The organism is Mucilaginibacter sp. R-33 (assembly GCF_049949235.1).
Taxonomy (GTDB): domain Bacteria; phylum Bacteroidota; class Bacteroidia; order Sphingobacteriales; family Sphingobacteriaceae; genus Mucilaginibacter.
In genome coordinates, this window is record NZ_CP188089.1 from 3,839,311 (window position 1) to 3,856,974 (window position 17,664).

General features: G+C 42.6%; 14 protein-coding genes and 1 pseudogene. 6 read left to right on the forward strand and 9 right to left on the reverse strand.

Features of this window, described 5'->3' with window-relative positions:
* Window positions 1-92: 92 nt before the first annotated feature.
* Window positions 93-518 carry a hypothetical protein gene (locus ACP26M_RS15830; RefSeq protein WP_426581330.1) on the reverse strand — a complete coding sequence of 142 codons (426 nt, stop codon included), beginning with the start codon at window positions 516-518 and terminating at the stop codon, window positions 93-95.
* A 197-nt stretch (window positions 519-715) separates the two neighbouring features.
* Between ACP26M_RS15830 and ACP26M_RS15835 the strand changes: the two genes are divergently transcribed.
* Window positions 716-1,675 carry a lipid A deacylase LpxR family protein gene (locus ACP26M_RS15835; protein WP_426581332.1) on the forward strand — a complete coding sequence of 320 codons (960 nt, stop codon included), beginning with the start codon at window positions 716-718 and terminating at the stop codon, window positions 1,673-1,675.
* A gap of 127 nt (window positions 1,676-1,802) precedes the next feature.
* Here ACP26M_RS15835 and arfB read toward each other — a convergent pair whose 3' ends face one another.
* Window positions 1,803-2,213, reverse strand: a complete 411-nt coding sequence (gene arfB, locus ACP26M_RS15840; protein WP_426581334.1) for an alternative ribosome rescue aminoacyl-tRNA hydrolase ArfB — start codon at window positions 2,211-2,213, stop codon at window positions 1,803-1,805.
* Between the two features lie 71 nt (window positions 2,214-2,284).
* On the opposite strand from arfB, the gene cmk reads away from it, so the two are divergent.
* Window positions 2,285-2,962: a (d)CMP kinase gene (gene cmk / locus ACP26M_RS15845; RefSeq protein WP_176622601.1), complete on the forward strand. Its 678-nt coding sequence runs from the start codon at window positions 2,285-2,287 to the stop codon at window positions 2,960-2,962.
* 60 nt (window positions 2,963-3,022) lie between these two features.
* On the opposite strand, the gene ACP26M_RS15850 is transcribed toward cmk, so the two are convergent.
* Together ACP26M_RS15850 and ACP26M_RS15855 are read right to left on the reverse strand one after the other, a co-directional pair.
* Entirely contained in the window at window positions 3,023-3,496 is a 474-nt protein-coding gene (locus tag ACP26M_RS15850; protein WP_426581337.1) for a deoxycytidylate deaminase, read from the reverse strand.
* A 109-nt stretch (window positions 3,497-3,605) separates the two neighbouring features.
* On the reverse strand, window positions 3,606-5,240 hold the full coding sequence (locus ACP26M_RS15855; protein WP_426581339.1) for an MFS transporter: 1,635 nt from the start codon (window positions 5,238-5,240) through the stop codon (window positions 3,606-3,608).
* Between the two features lie 168 nt (window positions 5,241-5,408).
* On the opposite strand from ACP26M_RS15855, the gene ACP26M_RS15860 reads away from it, so the two are divergent.
* Together ACP26M_RS15860 and ACP26M_RS15865 are read left to right on the forward strand one after the other, a co-directional pair.
* Window positions 5,409-6,065 (forward strand): LysE family translocator, encoded by a 657-nt coding sequence (locus ACP26M_RS15860; protein WP_090531882.1) that lies wholly within the window; start codon window positions 5,409-5,411, stop codon window positions 6,063-6,065.
* Window positions 6,066-6,120: 55 nt separating this feature from the next.
* On the forward strand, window positions 6,121-6,510 hold the full coding sequence (locus ACP26M_RS15865) for a hypothetical protein (protein WP_176622597.1): 390 nt from the start codon (window positions 6,121-6,123) through the stop codon (window positions 6,508-6,510).
* 147 nt (window positions 6,511-6,657) lie between these two features.
* On the opposite strand, the gene ACP26M_RS15870 is transcribed toward ACP26M_RS15865, so the two are convergent.
* The 3 genes and pseudogenes from ACP26M_RS15870 to ACP26M_RS15880 all read right to left on the reverse strand — a co-directional run bounded on the left by ACP26M_RS15870 (window position 6,658) and on the right by ACP26M_RS15880 (window position 11,450).
* The gene (locus ACP26M_RS15870; RefSeq protein WP_426581341.1) at window positions 6,658-8,565 is read right to left on the reverse strand and encodes an amidophosphoribosyltransferase; all 1,908 of its coding nucleotides are present in this window, start codon (window positions 8,563-8,565) and stop codon (window positions 6,658-6,660) included.
* A 173-nt stretch (window positions 8,566-8,738) separates the two neighbouring features.
* Window positions 8,739-10,718, reverse strand: coding sequence for an amidohydrolase family protein (locus ACP26M_RS15875; protein WP_426581343.1), 1,980 nt, complete (start codon window positions 10,716-10,718; stop codon window positions 8,739-8,741).
* A 124-nt stretch (window positions 10,719-10,842) separates the two neighbouring features.
* Window positions 10,843-11,450: pseudogene (locus ACP26M_RS15880) on the reverse strand (alpha-ketoglutarate-dependent dioxygenase AlkB family protein).
* Between the two features lie 314 nt (window positions 11,451-11,764).
* Between ACP26M_RS15880 and ACP26M_RS15885 the strand changes: the two are divergent.
* Entirely contained in the window at window positions 11,765-13,774 is a 2,010-nt protein-coding gene (locus ACP26M_RS15885; RefSeq protein WP_426581345.1) for a KUP/HAK/KT family potassium transporter, read from the forward strand.
* A gap of 300 nt (window positions 13,775-14,074) precedes the next feature.
* Window positions 14,075-14,599, forward strand: a complete 525-nt coding sequence (locus ACP26M_RS15890; RefSeq protein ID WP_426581347.1) for a dihydrofolate reductase family protein — start codon at window positions 14,075-14,077, stop codon at window positions 14,597-14,599.
* A gap of 163 nt (window positions 14,600-14,762) precedes the next feature.
* On the opposite strand, the gene ACP26M_RS15895 is transcribed toward ACP26M_RS15890, so the two are convergent.
* Both ACP26M_RS15895 and ACP26M_RS15900 read right to left on the reverse strand, forming a co-directional pair.
* On the reverse strand, window positions 14,763-16,070 hold the full coding sequence (locus tag ACP26M_RS15895) for an ammonium transporter (RefSeq protein WP_373614920.1): 1,308 nt from the start codon (window positions 16,068-16,070) through the stop codon (window positions 14,763-14,765).
* 95 nt (window positions 16,071-16,165) lie between these two features.
* Entirely contained in the window at window positions 16,166-17,659 is a 1,494-nt protein-coding gene (locus ACP26M_RS15900; RefSeq protein ID WP_426581350.1) for an NADH-quinone oxidoreductase subunit N, read from the reverse strand.
* Window positions 17,660-17,664 lie beyond the last annotated feature (5 nt).

The window sequence follows — 17,664 nt, forward strand, 5'->3', positions numbered from 1 at the left end:
ACACGCCGTAAAACTTTTTTGTTTTAGAAGTTCTTCATGACAAGGTATCGAAACATAATGCCCAACTTAAAATAGAGTCCCCGGCTTGAAGTTTAATTTTCACTTGTAATCTCAACCCCATCCCTTATTGCCGCTTCAAGTATATCAATGTTTATATCGTTCAAATTATTGAACTTAATACAATACCCTGTCACGCTCGCTTTGCCTATTTCTTTTCCATATGTTTGGGGTAAATATTTTTTATCCTTAATACCAAGGATGTAGATAGAAATCCCCGTAGTGTTGGCGCTCATACCAACCTGAAAAAACTCCCGGATTGTTCCGTTAGCATATTTTATGGTATAAGATCCATATCCCACGTTAGGGTTGCTAACAATCCGGCCTTCAGCGTTTCTGCCATCCTCAAACCATAATTTACATCCCGGTAATATTTGAAGTATATGTTTATGTAAAATTTGCATATCACCACGTTTGGGTTCGGGTTGGCTGGCAATATACTCTTCGGTTTGCTGCTGCACGTTCATATAAATATGGTATTATGGGTTATTTGATTTGCCTTTTAAATTTCGTTTTATTTTTAGTAAAACACTAATTCATTTCTTTCTCATCAACCAAATTTCAAACTGTAACATTCCCTAAATTTATAACTGCTTTATTTGCATCGGGTTTTTTATATATTAGCGCACATATATACTATTATACTATATAAACCCCAATGCCTAATAAACTATTTTTAACACTGGTATGCCTGTTAAGCGCTACCTGTTTATTTGCACAAACCCGCGGTCATGAATTTGGTATTCAATCTGACAATGATTCATTCCTTGGTCAGGGATCTGACAGGTATTACACCAATGGTATTTTCTTTTATTACCGAAAAGCGCTTACAGTTAAACCAACCGAAAACGATCTCCAAAACAAAGTTTTAGGATTTGAGTTAGGGCAAAAAATGTTCAACCCTCAATCGGGCTATGTTCGCGGTCCCTTTGATATTGACAGGCCGTTTGCTGCATATACTTATATAGGTTCAACACTTAACTTACTGTACAAAAACGAAAGTAACCTGAAGCTTGGCGCCCAGATTGGCCTGGTAGGCCCGGCTGCGGGCGGCGAACCTGTGCAGAAGCTTATTCACAATACTTTCGGCTTTTACAAACTCAACGGCTGGCAATACCAGATCAAAAATGATGTGGAGCTCAATCTTTCGGCCGAGTACAATAAGCTGCTGGCCCGTACCTCATGGATTGACCTGAGCTTTAGCTCATATGCCAACCTGGGTAACGGATTTACCGGTGCTGGCGCCGGGGGTATGGTACGCCTGGGAAATTTCAACCAGCTGTTCAATTCCGTCAGTACCCAAAGTACGGTATCAACCGGCGGCGAGGAAAAATTACTGCACAAGCACGAGATCTTTTTTTACTACAAGCCTTTAGCCAATTTGGTTGGTTATGATGCAACCATCCAGGGCAGCCTGTTCCGCAAACATGACGACCCAAACAGCCTGGAAGTTGTTTCAGAAAAGAAACCGTTTATATTTAGCCAGCAGGTAGGTGTAGCTTTTACAACCAGCCGTTTCGCGTTTGATATAGCAGCTATATTCCACACTAAAGACACCAAAGAGATGATCCGCTCGCATCAATGGGGATCAATTACCGGGTTTTACAGGTTTAAGTAATGTTGTATTTGAGAATGTGTTGATTTGAAAATTTGAAGATTGTCCTGCCATTTTTCACAGGATCGGCAGCTCAATGTAAGCTTGTATGTGCGCTTTTCATTTTCAAATTGACACATTCTCAAATTAACTATTCCCCGAAATCATTTTTCCTATTCTCCTTCTTTACCGATTGCATTTTCTTGTTGTCCAATCTTGCGGCTTTGGCGGCTTTACTTACTTTGGTGGGTTTGCGCACTTTGGGCTTTTGAAGGGCTTTTGTTAGCAGCGATGTTAACCTTTCAATTGCTTTTTCTTTATTGAGATACTGGCTTCGCTCTTCGTCACATATTACCTGCACGTAACCATCTTTGTTAAGCCTGTTCTGCAGTTTTTCGGTTAGCAGCAGTTTTTCCTCATCATTAAACAAAGCGGACGAACCTATTGAAAATAACAGTTCAACCTTGCTCGAAACCTTATTTACGTTTTGCCCGCCCTTCCCTCCGCTTCTTGATGTTTTGTAACTCGTTTCCTTTTGAAGATCTGCTTTAGTAAAATTCATCTTCAAAAATAAGCCTTATTGAGTTACCGCTATCAGGCCATTTGCTAATAATTTGCTATTTTAGCAGCTCTATGAACAACAATATCGTAGTAGCCATTGATGGTTATTCTTCGTGCGGGAAAAGCACCCTGGCAAAAGCTTTAGCAAAAGAGCTTCATTTTATCTATGTTGATAGCGGCGCTATGTACCGTGCCGTAACCTTATACTTTTTAAGGCACAACATTGATCTTGAAAATCATGCCCAGATAGCGGACGCGTTGCATAATATCCATCTTAATTTTCATACGCAAAACCATAAAACCTTTATTACCTTAAATGAAGAGGACGTGTCTGAAGAGATCCGCCAGATGCACGTAGCTGATAAAGTAAGCTCGGTAGCAGCTATAAAAGAAGTGCGCGCAGCCATGGTAAGGCAACAGCAGCGTTTAGGCCGCTCCAAAAATATTATTATGGATGGCCGCGATATTGGTACAGTAGTATTCCCGGATGCCCAGGTGAAACTGTTCATGACTGCCGATCCAAAGATCCGTGCTGAACGCCGTTACAAAGAGTTATTACCAACCAACCCTAACATTACTTTAGAAGAAGTTTTTGATAACCTGGCACACCGCGACTACCAGGATACCACCCGCGAGGAAAGCCCCCTTACCCGCGCCGAAGATGCCATTATATTAGACAACACCGACCTGAGCCAGGATGAGCAATTGATGTTTGCCATAAGCCATATTGAACCGTTTATTGCGGAGTAATGAACCATGATTTTTAGGATTTAAGGATTTCTTGATATTTAAAGCCTATCAGGAAATCCTTTAATCAAGTGAATCATGGTTCTGCTTAAACTTCTCCGCTTTCACCCCAAACCTGTTTAAAAAATCTACCCCCTCGTCGCTTGCTAAGCCTTTATACTCGGCATATGATTTATCATAATAAACCTGGGTGATCCCGGCCGAATAGATGAGCCTTGCGCAAGGCAAACATGGCGACAGCGTGGTATATAACGTAGCGCCTTCAAGTCGCGCCCCATTTTTTACCGCATAAAGTATCGCGTTTTCTTCGGCATGCAGGGCAAGTGAACAGCTGCCTTTTGAATCACGTGCACAACCTGTTTCGGGCCATTCCACATCACAATTATGTGTTCCAGCCGGCGGACCGTTATATCCAATTGAGATAATCCGCGTATCGCGTGTCAAAACCGCCCCAACATGTGCTTTAACACAATGCGACCGCTCGGCCAACTCAGTGGCCAGGTTCATGAAAATCTGATCAAAGCTGGGTTTTGTCATCGGTGATCGGAGGTTAGAGATTTGAGATTAGTTAAAATTATTATAAAAAGAAAGAGGTTGAAAATTAAAGGCCTAACCTCTAATCTCCAACCTCTAATCTCTAAAAATATTAATGTCCGCCTTTAACTTCAACGTGGTCAAGGTCGATACCCTGATGACGGAGTTCGTGGCTAACTTTCCATGCAAAATAAGCAAGGTATGCGAAACCAATTACAGGCACGATGTACGAGAAGTGAATACCGCTCATCCCCGGTACAACATTCCCTGCCCCGTCGGCAATTTTACCTTGCAACGGCGGGATGATAGAGCCCCCTAAGATCATCATGATCAAAAATGCCGAGCCCTGGCTGGTGTATTTACCCAAACCGGTAATAGCTAACGAGAAGATTGACGGCCACATGATTGAGCAACATAATCCACCGCTGATAAACGAGAAGGTAGCTACCTTGCCTGTAGTAAATAAACCTGCAAGCATAAACGCTACGCCCAGTAAACCAAGTACAGATAAGGTACGGGTTGGCTTTTGCTGACCGATGAAGAAAGCAACGATCAGGATGGCCACGCAAATTGCATAAGCGTACAGGTGGCTTACATTAGCACCCGAAAAAACATTTACCAGCAGCACTATGCCAAATGCGAGGAAAGGGATTAAAATATATAAAACGTATTTAACCGATTTTGAAAGATTAAACGCATCAATAGATCCCGCAAAACGCCCGATCATTAAGCTACCCCAGTATAATGAGATATATGGAGCAATGTCCGACTCAGCAAAAGAACCAAATTCCGGGGTCTTTAATAATGAACCCATATTACTTTGAATAGTAACCTCAGTACCTACGTAAGTAAATATAGCAAGCATACCCAATATTAACTGCGGGTATTGCATGGCGCCCCAGCCTTCTTTACTCTTTTTAGCGGCGAAAATGGTACCTATCAGTGTAAATACAATTATAGCTAACGAAGCATATACAAAATATTGGCTCGGTATGCCTATAGCCTTGCTGATAGGATCGGCTGCAAGTATCAAACAAAACGCTACAAACATCACCAGCAATGGTGTATTTGCTTTTGAGCTTGATTCGATCTTTTCATCGCTGGTAACCTTTGGCAGGTTCGAAAACCAAAAGAACAAAGCAACAGCAATGAACAAGCCAGCTAACAGGTAATAGAGATTATTGATTGATGATATTTTAACATCAGCAGCGGCAGTTTTTGCGGTTGCCGAACCAAATAATACCACACTTACTACTACCGGGCCTAATAAAGCGCCTATGTTGTTGATACTGCCTGCAAAGTTTAAACGATTTGAACCGGTTTCAGGGGGGCCTAATGCAACAACAAATGGGTTTGCAGCTGTTTGCTGTAACGAAAAACCAACAGCTATAATAAAGAATACAGCCAAAATGAAACCAAACGCGCCCGAAGCTACAGCAGGGATCATAGCCAATGCACCAACGGCCGAAACAACGAGGCCTAAAATGATACCATTTTTGTAACCTAACTTGTTCATAATATCAACTTTACTGGCTTGTGATGCAAAGTAAAGTATCAACGAACCGATGAAATATCCACCGTAAAATGTAAAGTCGATAAGTTGTGATTCGAACTGGGTAAGGTGAAAGTGCTCTTTACAGAAAGGTATGAAAATACCGTTGGAGGCGGCTAAAAAGCCCCAAAAGAAAAACACGGTAATCAGCGTATACAGGGCTGTACCGTAGTTCTTAGCATTGTTTTGTTCCATTTTAAAATAGGTTGTACAGATTTGAATTTTGAATTTCTAAACATAATTCAATTTTGGTAAAACTCTCTGGTCTTTTTTTAAATAAATTAAATCACAATTTTAACTTTCGTTGTTTATGAGATAAAATTGCATATTCGCAATGTTCAAAAAAGAACAAAGCTTAACTTAATGATAAAAGCCATTGTTTCGGGTATCGGGTTTGGATTAGTACTTACATTTATTACCGGCCCGGTTTTTTTTGCGCTCATTAAAACCAGTATCGAAAAAGGGTTTCATGCCGGTGTTTCGCTTGCCCTTGGCGTGGTTTGCAGCGATGTGGTTTTTGTAGGAGCAATCCTGTTTGGTTCGCAATATATCGATGTATCTGACCATACCAAAGTTATAGCAGGCGTTGTAGGCAGCGCTATATTATTCGCGCTCGGCCTATATTACATGTTCAAAAAAAGCGAGATCAATTATGAAAACAAAGTACCATCGGGCGCCGACCGCTTTGGTTATGTACTTAAAGGCTTCCTGATGTGCATATTTAATCCTACCCTCCTCTTCCACTGGACGGTAGTGATCGGCGCGGCCAGTACCACATTCCTGGTGGGCACCCCGCACAGATCCTTTCATATAGCCGTTATGTTCCTTACCATACTCATCATCCAATTTGGTATGGATACCCTCAAAGCTTTTTATGCTAATAAACTCCGGGCACGTATTTCGGTTAAATTTATCCACCGTTTAAATGAGGTTGCCGGTATCGCGCTCATTATCGCCTCATTGGTGCTGATTGATAAGCTGGTTACACATTTTGTATTTGCGGCACCAGCAGGATCATAGGAAACTTTTCTATCAGTATTCGCTACATTTACTTTAAACCATAAACCATATTATCATGTTCCAGGAAATCATTTATATACTTCTTTTTATTGCGGTTGACTTAGTTGTTTATTCAAAACTGAATAAAACCGAATGGGTAAATGCAAAACAATTCAAGCTATTTCTTATAGGCACTATATTATTGATTTTACTACATTTTTTCAACCTCCCATTCCTAATGCCAATGCGTACTTTTTCAGGGCTTATTTTCTTTTCATTATTTCCCCTGTTCACTTATTTCTGGTTTACTTATTTTGCGGTCAAAAGAATACACAGGATAACAACACCGCAAAACGAAAACTTTATTTCTACCGGCCTAAAAGTATTCTCCTTCTTTTTTTTAAAGCTTGTTTATGCAATGACTTTGATTATGCAAGTATCGATTATCCTTTCACTCATAAAATAAAACTTTCGTGGTTGTTGGTATTGTCACTACGTGCGCTGTGACATATTTCTTGCCATTGCCTAAACAATGATTTTCTTTTAAAACAAAAAAGGCGATGAAAAACTCATCGCCTCGTATATCATTCCCCCTTTAGGGGGTTAGGGGGCATTACATATAAGCTCTTTGGTTTTTACCTTCCATCCAGTTAACAAAGGCGCGGTTAACAACCTTGTTACCACCCGGGGTTGGGTAATCACCACTGAAATACCAATCACCAAGGTTATCAGGGCAGGCAATATGCAGGTTATCTAAGGTTTGATAAATTACCTGTACCTCACAATTCACATTTTTAGGTGTGATGATCTGCGCAATACGGTCAGAGATCTGCTGATCGGTAAACATGGCATAAATCTCTTTCACATAATTTTCAACTTCTTCCTTCGGCAGTTTCTGGCTGTCTTTACATTTTTGATAAACATCCAGGATCACATCTTCCCTGCCCATCTCTTTTAACAAACTGATTGCTGCTTCAAATGCCACAAATTCACCCATACGTGACATGTCGATCCCATAACAATCGGGGTACCGGATCTGCGGAGCAGATGAAACCACAACAACTTTTTTAGGGCCAAGCCTGTCAAGAATCTTCAGGATACTTTGTTTCAGCGTAGTACCGCGAACAATGGAATCGTCCAATACAACTAACGTGTCGGTACCTTTTTTGATCAGTCCGTAAGTAGTATCGTATACGTGGGCCACCATTTCGCTGCGATCCGCGTCCTGCGTGATGAAAGTACGCAGTTTAACATCCTTAATGGCTATCTTTTCAACCCTTGGGGCTATCTGTAATATTTCGGTAAGCTTTTCTTCGGTAATGTCGCTTCCAAGCTCAAGCAGTTTTTCGTGCTGATATTTCTTTACATACTTATGCATACCTTCAACCATACCATAAAAGGCAACTTCGGCGGTGTTGGGTATGTAAGAGAATACCGTGTTTTTAATGTCATGATTAACAAAATCCAATATCTGAGGACAAAGCAGGCGACCTAATTGCTTACGCTCACGGTAAATGGCCGAGTCGCTGCCGCGCGAAAAGTAGATCCGCTCAAAAGAGCAGGCTTTCTTTTCTTTTGGCTCGCTGAACATATCCTCGGTTATTTTACCATTCTTTTTAACGATCAACGCATGGCCGGGGCGAATTTCCCTGATCTCCTCCATCGGCACGTTAAATGCCGTTTGAATAGCAGGGCGTTCAGATGCCGCAACAACGATCTCATCATTATAATAGTAAAATGCCGGACGGATCCCCACCGGATCACGCATTACAAAAGCATCACCGTGGCCAAGGATCCCGGCAATAGTATAGCCGCCATCCCAGTTCTTGGCCGATTTACGGAGGATCTTGGCAACATCCATATCATTAGCTATCAGCTTACTGATCTCCCTGTTATCATCTAATCCCTCGCGCTTGTACTGATCAAACAAGCCCTGGTTTTCAGTATCGATGAAGTGGCCTATTTTTTCGAGCACAGTAACCGTGTCGGCTTTTTCTTTTGGATGCTGGCCTAACGCATACAGCTGTTGCAGTAATTCATCAACATTGGTCATGTTAAAATTACCGGCAATAACCAGGTTACGGGTCATCCAGTTGTTTTGCCTTAAAAACGGGTGGCAGCTTTCAATGCTGTTTTTGCCATGGGTACCATAACGCAGGTGCCCTAACAAAACCTCGCCGGTAAAGCTAACGTGTTCTTTAAGCCATTCAGCATCGGCCATCTTTTCCGGGGTTTCTTTTTGAATTTCCGCAAATTTCTTTTGGATATATTCAAAAATATCGGCAACGGCATTTGAGGCCATTGAGCGGTGACGGCTGATGTATCTTTTGCCCGGTTCAATATCCAGTTTAATGGTAGCAACACCTGCGCCATCCTGGCCGCGGTTGTGTTGTTTTTCCATTAAGAGATAAAGTTTGTTCAGGCCGTACAGTGCAGTTCCGTACTTTTTCTGATAATAAGATAGTGGCTTTAGTAAGCGGATAAATGCCACACCGCATTCATGTTTAATCTGATCGCTCATGATTCGGAATGAGGCTGCAAAGGTATCATTTTAAAATGAAGTATCGGTAAAATCTATTGTCATAAATTAGTAGTTTATTGATTGCCAGGTTGATTTGGTGAATGGTTGATTCAGTGAGTAGTTATTACACTGATAACCAACCATTAACCTAATCAACCCAATAAACCACACACCTATTTCTTAAACCCAACCATCTGGTGCAGTTTAACCGGGTCATAGATCCGGCCTTCTTTTATTACTACCGATACCTTCCTGATGTCCCTGATATTACGCAACGGATCACCATCGATAATAACAAGGTCGGCTTGCTTTCCCACTTCAACCGAACCTGTTGTTTTATCAAGCCCCATCACCATTGCCGGTGTTATCGTTGCTGTTTTGATAGCCTGCGCCGGGGTAAGACCGGCTTCAACATATAATTCAAGTTCGCGGTCAAGACTATAGCCGGGGAACCCCATATCTGTGCCTGCAACAATAGTAACTCCGGCATCATGCAATACCTTAACGGTTTTCTTCATGCTTTCATACAAAGGTTTCAGCTTAGCGGCCTTTTCCGGTTCTTCGCCCATGTTTTTAAACAATGCCTGGAGTGGCAGCGGCAGGGTATAATAATTAGGCTCCAGTTTGGTTATATCATCCTTAACATTACGGAAGGCGAGTTCAAAAACACCTATCGTAGGATCTATCACCACATGATGGTCTTTTATAAATTTAACGGCTGCAATACTTACAGAATCATCGAAAATAACCGACCTGTCCTTATCCCGCTTCATGATGGCATACACATACTGCACGTGGTTCACCATATTCATCCCCGAATCAACCCCTTGCTGCAGGGTCATGCCCTGCGGGATATGGCCTGTTACGGTTAAACCCAACCGGTGTGCCTCATCACAAATAACTTTAACTATAGCCGGTTTAACCGAACTATAGATCTTGATCTGCTGAAAGCCATTTTCTTTATAACGGTCTACTGCCTTTATAGCATCTTCCTTAGTATCCGCCTGGATAATCCCCAATGCATAAGGCCCTTTGCCGTCAATAATGCCGGCTTTAATGATGTTCGGCCCCACACCTTTTCCGCCATCAATAGCGGCTTTTATAGCGTTGATGTAACCAAATTCGTTACCACAATCGCGCACGGTAGTTACACCTGCTGCAAGATAGGCCGGCCCCCACTCGGCCTGCTCAAAGTGCGAGTGCATATCCCACAGGCCAGGTAAAATAGATTTTCCTTTGGCATCGATGAGCTTAGCCCCTGCCGGTATTTTAACCTCACCAATCTTACCCGTTTGTTTGATAATGCCATTTTCAATCAACACAACAACATTAGGTTTGCTTATACCGGTATTTACGTCAACCAGGTTTCCGCCGGTAATAGCTATTATCTTATCTGCTTTACCTGTTGGTGCGGCCGCTTTCGCAAATAGTTCCATACCGTAGGTAGCCGCCTTACTGATGAGCTGTGGTAACAGTTCTTCGTAAGGTACCCGCATCATTTCCAGTTTGTCACCTTCGGCGTCATTAGTGATCAGGCATATGAGTTTACCCTCATTATCAGTCCAAACCAGTTCGTTACCCCAAACCAGTCCGCTTATGGTGAGCCGGTTAAGTGTAAGTGGTTTACCGTTAAACGTAAGCTGATCAATGCCTGCTTTTTTGATCTGTACCGCGCCAAATGGCAGTGTATGGATGCTTGCAGGTTGTTTATGTTTATTCCAATATTGGATGAGCACCTGCTGCACAGTGCCCGGCGAATAGCCCGCTACCGGGAAGCTGAGTGGCAGTACTTTTTGTGTATATGATGAATCGTTAACCCTGATAGATGCTTCAGATCCGCGAATGGTTATTTTATCATCAATGGTCGAAAATCTTGAAGTATTGCCTTTTATAGTCAATTCCAGTGGATCGGCTACGGGGTTCACCTTCAACTCGGCAGTAAGCGGCACCGGCGAACCACGGTCAACGAACTTAAAATTGATATTATAATGAACAGCATCTTTATACTTGTGCACATAATAGGTTTCCTTACCAATGTGTTGCTCAAACTTATGCAGAAAAAAGGTACCGCTATCGGTTGGCAAATCGGTTTGCGCGTTGGCGTTTGTTATTAAGACCGAAAAGGCGGCAAATAATAATAAAGATATTTTCATAAGGTCAGTAATGTTAATGTAAGATAGCGGTTTGTTTGGGATGTTACAAAACAGTTTTTTGTGCAAAAACGGTTAATTGCGCTTTCCGTTTTCCGACCAACCACATCATCAAAGCAGAAAATTTTCACCCAATATTTCTAAACGTTATATTAATCCTTGCCCCCAGCATCCTGCTTGTTTTGGGTACCTGGTGAAGCCAGTAATGCTGCGTTTGCCCCTGCATGATCAGCAGATCGCCGTTGTTAAGTACGACAGAGGCTTTAACATTCTTTTGCTGCTTATGCTTAAACTAAAAACCCGCGAAGCACCAAATGATACCGAAGCGATGACAGGGTTACCGCCAAGCTCGCTTTCATCATCACTATGCCAGCCCATACTATCGCCACCGTCACGGTAATAATTAAGCAGCGCTGTATTAAACCGGTGACCGCATTGCTGTTCCGCCGCCTGCTTAATGCTATCAAGCAGCGGGCTAAACTTAACCGGCACATTTACCACACCTGAATATACATATACCTCATCGCGCTCTCCGTACCAGGCCGTAAGCCGGGGGAAGTTCACTTCCCTGCCATAGATTTTCATTTTATCCTGCTTCCATGGGGTTTCCTCAACCAGCCGCGTAAATACATCTTCCTTACAAAAATGGGGATAAAGCAATACCTCTCCATCAAAAGGTAATAAGTTTTTTGGTGCGCCAAACAGGTTCAGTTGGTCATTATTGAACAGATCCATGTTCAAATATCTGTATTACATACCATAAAACACGATGGGTCACCCCGCTATCAGAATGATAAAACCTATCATTTTGATAGCTTTTCCTCATATTGAGAAAATCTTTCTCATTTTGATAAACTCCTATAAAACAAGCTTCTAAATAAAGCAAAAAACGTTGTGGCATGTTTATTGGCCATGCGGCCTCACAATACAAAATAAATTTACGATGGCATTGTTTATCGCTGCTACAGCAAAATTTACAAAACGGACAATAAGTTCCTTCATTGCAGCTGGTATCATCCCCTCTTTTCCCCTAACAATTTATACACTTCATGAATTCGCACGTTAAGCAACTCACTTTCGCGGGTATGATCGTTACCCTCGGTATTATTTTTGGCGATATCGGTACTTCTCCCCTTTATGTTTTTCAAACCCTGTTGGTTGAAGGCGGTAAGGTAAACCCCGCGCTGGTATTAGGCTCTATCTCCTGTATCTTCTGGACACTCACACTGCAAACCACATTCAAGTATATCGTTATTACGCTGCAGGCTGATAACAAAGGCGAGGGCGGTATTTTTTCATTATATGCACTGGTAAGGCGTTACGGTAAATGGCTGGCAATCCCAGCTATAATTGGCGCAGGTACTTTGCTTGCCGATGGTATCATTACCCCACCCATCTCTGTAACCTCGGCCATTGAGGGCCTAAATTTAGTACCGGCATTTTCAACCGTTATTGTTCCCGGCAATAACCTGATCCTCATTATTGTAATTAGCATCATTTTATTGCTGTTCTTTTTTCAGCAGTTTGGCACCAAGGTGGTCGGTTCCGCATTCGGGCCGGTTATGCTGCTGTGGTTTATTATGCTGGGTGTATTGGGCACTATACAAATAACACATTTTCCCTCTATCTTTAAAGCTCTTAACCCTTATTATGGCGCCCATTTACTGATGGACCACCCTAAAGGTTTCTGGTTGTTAGGCGCGGTATTTTTATGTACCACTGGTGCCGAAGCCCTATACTCCGACCTGGGCCATTGCGGCAGGCGCAATATCCAGGTAAGCTGGATCTTTGTGAAAACAACCCTGATATTAAACTACCTGGGGCAGGGCGCCTGGGTGCTGTCACAAGCACCGGGTAAAAACTTTACCGGCGTTAACCCTTTTTTCGAAATTGTTCCTCATTTCTTTCTGCTGCCCGCGATAGCTTTGGCAACACTGGCAACCATTATTGCCAGCCAGGCTTTGATCAGTGGTTCATTTACACTCATCAGTGAGGCGGTAAGCATGAATTTTTGGCCAAGGATCACCATCAAATACCCGTCAAATATCCGCGGGCAGATCTATATTCCAAGCATTAACTGGATATTGTGTATTGGTTGTATCCTGGTATCGCTCTATTTCCGCACCTCAAGCGCAATGACGGCTGCTTACGGCTTCAGCATCACCATTGCTATGCTTAGCACTACCATTTTAATGTATTACTTTATGCGCTATGTAAAGCACTGGCCTGTATGGCTGGTTACCATTATCCTGTGCTTATTTGTAACCGTCGAATTCTCCTTTTTTGTAGCTAACGCGGTTAAAATACTAAAACGTTTGTTTTTTGTGGGATTTGAAGTTGGTCTGATCTTTACGATGTACACCTGGTTTAAGGCCCGTAAAATCAATAACCGCTTCCTTCATTTTACCGATATCAAGGAGAAACTGCCTTTACTAAACGCGCTGAGCAATGATACTACCATAAACAAATACGCTACGCACCTGATCTATCTTACCAAAGCCAATAATGGCAAACAGATTGAAGAAAAGATCATCTACTCCATCATGAGCCGCCGTCCTAAACGTGCCGATACCTATTGGTTTGTGCACATTGAACGCACCGACGAGCCATATACTATGGAGTACAGTGTTGACCAAATTGAGCCGGGCAAAGTCATCCGCGTAGAATTCCGTTTGGGCTTCAGGATCCAGCCGCGGGTAAACGTATTGTTCCGTAAAGTAGTTGAAGATATGGTTGAACGTGGCGAGATTGATATCTCCAGCAATTACCCATCATTAAAACAACACAATATGGCTGCCGATTTCAGGTTTGTGATCATGGAGAAATTCCTGTCGTATAATAACGTGTTCAATGTATCGGAGAGCTTTATCCTCAACAGCTATTTTGCCATTAAAAAACTGGCCCAGTCAGAAGCTAAGGCTTTTGGGCTTGATACCAGTGAAACACGCATTGAAAAGATCCCGCTGGTGGTAAAACCGGTTAATAATATCCACATAAAAAGGGTTGACCCGGTTACGCATAAAGCGGTTGAAGGTATGGGTAAGAAAGTTTTTGCGTAGGGCTAACCATTATGTATTAACGTCCCCTACATAACTACATGTGTTGCCCCTCTTTGCTCCGCAAAGAGGGGCTTATTTTTTCCCTTTTCGCTCATTTGCAACAAGTGCTTATTGCAGGACAACTGTATCCTCCGCGGCATTATAAACGCTAACGCAGGTTAAGCCCTCGTTGCAAACGAACGCGGGACGAATACTGCTAAAATGTCGCAATCATAACGGTATAATGTCGTGATCATGCCTTATTCTGCAGCCGCTGCGCCTGTAACTTTGTAATATCAATTTACCCTAAAACGGATCGGCATGAGAAAGTTAAAATTACAAATGAACCTTGCACTCAACAATAAATGGGACAGCGGAATGTCTGATTTCAGTATCGATAATCTTAAGAATGTGGACTGTATTTTACATGGACGAAAAACAGCTGAAGGTTTTATTCCCTATTGGACAGCAATAGCAAACAACCCTAATGACGCTGAATACAAGCTTGGAAGGCGTTTCGCGGATATTCCAAATGCTGTTTTTTCAAACACCCTCAAAGTAAGACCATGGGACAATACAACAATTATAAGCGGCGACATAAAGGAGGCGATAGAAACATTGAAAAAGAAAAATGGTAAAGACATCCTTGTTTATGGGGGAGATTCGTTTGTATCATCCTTAATTCAACATGATTTGGTTGATGAGTTTTATTTGCTTGTAAACCCTGCTGAGATTGGTAACGGACAACAAACCTTTAACCCTTTAAAAAATGACTTAGAGTTAAAGTTGATGAATTGTAAACCATTTGCCTGTGGTGCGGCTTTGCTTTATTATACCAGGGCGTAAAAAAAGACTCTCCCCTCCCCGCCCTTCTTAAGAGGAGATCTGAGAGTTTTTTTTCGTCACGCTTAAACCCGCGTTAATATTTTCAATTACCCCTTAAAACAAAAAACCCGGCCTTGCGGCCGGGAATTTCATTAGATTTATTGGATTGGTTGGAAATACGTGATTATAATTTTTCGCCGTGCTGGCTGATATCAAGACCTTGTTCTTCTTCTTCGGCCGATACCCTTAAAGGCGAGATCATGTCGGTGATTTTTAACAATAATAATGACCCAAAGAATGCGAATATCGATACGCACACCAATGCTACCAACTGTACGAGGAACAGGTGTGTCTCGCCAAAAAACAAGCCGTTGCCTGTTGTATTATTAGCATTTACATGCTGACTGGCAAATACGCCGGTTAACAACATCCCCACCATACCGCCAACCCCGTGGCAAGGGAATACATCAAGCGTGTCATCAATAGAAGTACGGGTACGCCATTCCACAACCAGGTTACTCACCACAGCCGATATGATACCGATAGCCAGCGAGTGCGGCACCGATACAAAGCCGGCGGCAGGTGTAATAGCCACCAAACCAACAACAGCGCCAATACAAGTACCCATTGCAGATGGCTTGCGGCCAAGCAGCATATCAAAAAAGATCCAGGTAACACCGGCAGCAGCCGAGGCAGTTGTACTGGTAGCCAAAGCGGTAACCGCCAAAGCGTTTGCGCCAAAAGCCGAACCGGCATTGAAACCAAACCAACCAAACCACAACAAGCCCGTCCCTATCATTACATAGGTAATCCGCGCAGGAGAATGATTAGCCTCATTACGGCGTTTTAAATATAAAGCCGATGCCAAAGCAGCCCATCCGGCCGACATGTGCACTACTGTACCTCCTGCAAAGTCAAGCACACCAAATTTGGCTAATATGCCATCCGGGTGCCAGGTGCAATGCGCCAGCGGCGAGAATATGAAAATAGAAAACAGCACCAGGAAAATAATGTACGAGTTAAAACGGATACGTTCGGCAAATGCACCGGTGATAAGCGCCGGGGTAATAATGGCGAATTTTAACTGATACATAGCGAAAAGCAGTAACGGAATGGTTGGCGCGGCTTTCCAGGTGGCGTTACCTAACATGCCTTTCATCATGAAATAAGTTCCGGGGTTACCGATAAGGCCATAAAAGCTATCGCCGAAGGCTAAGCTAAATCCAAAGATGCCCCACATTACCGTAATGATCACCATACAAATGATGCTTTGCAGCATGGTGGAAATCACGTTCTTCTTATTAACCATTCCCCCGTAAAAAAACGCGAGACCGGGTGTCATGATCAAAACCAGCGCCGTCGACATCAGCATCCAGGCTATATCGCCCGTATTAAAATTGGGATGACCGGAATTCTTAAAATCGACCGACGGAAAAACGAAAGTAAGCGAAAGTATAATTAAGATCAGGAAAAAAGGGAAATACCTCTTCATGTATTCAGAAAAAATATGTTTTAAATCAGCACGAAAGGTATGATTTTTTCTAAAAACAAAAGAAACTAATTAACTTTTGTTGAAAAAAACATCAACTACAGATATTTCAGGATAGAATTGGGGAAAATGCCTAATAAAACAAGCAGAAAACTAACAACAGTAGCTAAAACCAGTAAATTATAAGATCTTTCACTGGCAACTTCAGCATTTTCTGTTCTTTTCAGAAATAAATACAAAGGAATTTTAAGGTAATAAAACAACGATACCACCGTGGTTATAGCGCCCGTTATCATCAGCGCCAACAGCCAGCTACTGTGTGTTTGCTCATAGACGCTGTAAGCCGCCGAAAACACAAACAGCTTACCCGTAAATCCCGCCGTCACCGGGATCCCCGTTAAAGAAATGAGGATAATTACAAAACAAACCGAAGCTACAGGGTATTTTAAGCCCAGCCCTTTGTAAGCTTCCACCTCTTCGGCATTCACAATATTGCTGAAGTACGATGCCAGTGCCAGCGCCCCGATATTGGCCAACGCATAAACGGCCAGGTAATAGGTTAATGATGATAAGCCCTGTAAATTAAACGTAACCACCGCCATTAAAGCAAAACCGGTATGGCCAATGCTTGAATAAGCCAGCATCCTTTTTACATTACTTTGCAAAACGGCTGCAAAATTTCCGGCTATCATGGTGATGATACCAATGGCTGATAAAACAATGCTAAAATCAATCCCCTTCCAGTCGGCCGAAAACAGGAACAAAGGCATCACATTTACCAGCAATGCAAAGGCTGCTATTTTAGGTACCGTTGACAGGTATGCGGTAACCGGCGTGGGCGCTCCCTGGTAAACATCGGGTACCCAAAAATGCATCGGCATAAATGATAATTTAAACCCTATGCCAATCATCACCAGTACTAAAGCAAATGAAGCACTCACCGGGTTAACATTGGGCAACTGGGCTACAATACCCGGCAGATCCAGCGAGCCACTGAAGCCGTATAATAACGAGATCCCGTATAGCATGACAGCCGATGATGCCGCGCCAAAAAGCACGTACTTTAAACCGGCTTCGGTACTTAAAGCAGTTTCAGACCGGTAAGCCACCATCAGGTATGATGCTATGGATACCATCTCGATGGCAAGATAAACCGAGAGCAGGTTAATGGCCATAGCCATTAAATGCAGCCCTAAAATAGATGCTATGGAAATGGTATACAGGTCTGATAACCCTTTTGGATGCGCCTTCAGCTTGTCATCCCAGGTAAAATTTAACAGAAGAATGAATGAAAGCAGATCGATAATGATCTTGAAAAATACCGCCGACCGGCGCAGCAGTAACATACTGCCAAAAATAACATGATCGCCGTCAAGGATCAGGGCTACCTGCTGCAGGTCTTTAAACAACACCAGCAGCAAGCCGGCGCAGGCTACTATTTTACAAAGCTTTACAGATCTGCGCCCAAATATCAGGTCGGTTATCAGCACTACCAAAAACAGCCCGGTTAAATAAATTTCGGGCATAAAATAAGGTATACTGCCAAAAACATTGGTTAACTGAACTGATATATGGGGAAGCAGATCGTGCATTTATA

Excerpts from the sequence above, each read along its gene's own strand:
- ACP26M_RS15870 (WP_426581341.1), bottom strand. The coding sequence starts at position 8,565 with ATGAGCGATCAGATTAAACATGAATGCGGTGTGGCATTTATCCGCTTA.
- ACP26M_RS15865 (WP_176622597.1), top strand. The coding sequence starts at position 6,121 with ATGTTCCAGGAAATCATTTATATACTTCTTTTTATTGCGGTTGACTTA.
- ACP26M_RS15855 (WP_426581339.1), bottom strand. The coding sequence starts at position 5,240 with ATGGAACAAAACAATGCTAAGAACTACGGTACAGCCCTGTATACGCTG.
- ACP26M_RS15850 (WP_426581337.1), bottom strand. The coding sequence starts at position 3,496 with ATGACAAAACCCAGCTTTGATCAGATTTTCATGAACCTGGCCACTGAG.
- ACP26M_RS15885 (WP_426581345.1), top strand. The coding sequence starts at position 11,765 with ATGAATTCGCACGTTAAGCAACTCACTTTCGCGGGTATGATCGTTACC.
- arfB (WP_426581334.1), bottom strand. The coding sequence starts at position 2,213 with ATGAATTTTACTAAAGCAGATCTTCAAAAGGAAACGAGTTACAAAACA.
- ACP26M_RS15835 (WP_426581332.1), top strand. The coding sequence starts at position 716 with ATGCCTAATAAACTATTTTTAACACTGGTATGCCTGTTAAGCGCTACC.
- cmk (WP_176622601.1), top strand. The coding sequence starts at position 2,285 with ATGAACAACAATATCGTAGTAGCCATTGATGGTTATTCTTCGTGCGGG.
- ACP26M_RS15860 (WP_090531882.1), top strand. The coding sequence starts at position 5,409 with ATGATAAAAGCCATTGTTTCGGGTATCGGGTTTGGATTAGTACTTACA.
- ACP26M_RS15895 (WP_373614920.1), bottom strand. The coding sequence starts at position 16,070 with ATGAAGAGGTATTTCCCTTTTTTCCTGATCTTAATTATACTTTCGCTT.
- ACP26M_RS15900 (WP_426581350.1), bottom strand. The coding sequence starts at position 17,659 with ATGCACGATCTGCTTCCCCATATATCAGTTCAGTTAACCAATGTTTTT.
- ACP26M_RS15890 (WP_426581347.1), top strand. The coding sequence starts at position 14,075 with ATGAGAAAGTTAAAATTACAAATGAACCTTGCACTCAACAATAAATGG.
- ACP26M_RS15875 (WP_426581343.1), bottom strand. The coding sequence starts at position 10,718 with ATGAAAATATCTTTATTATTATTTGCCGCCTTTTCGGTCTTAATAACA.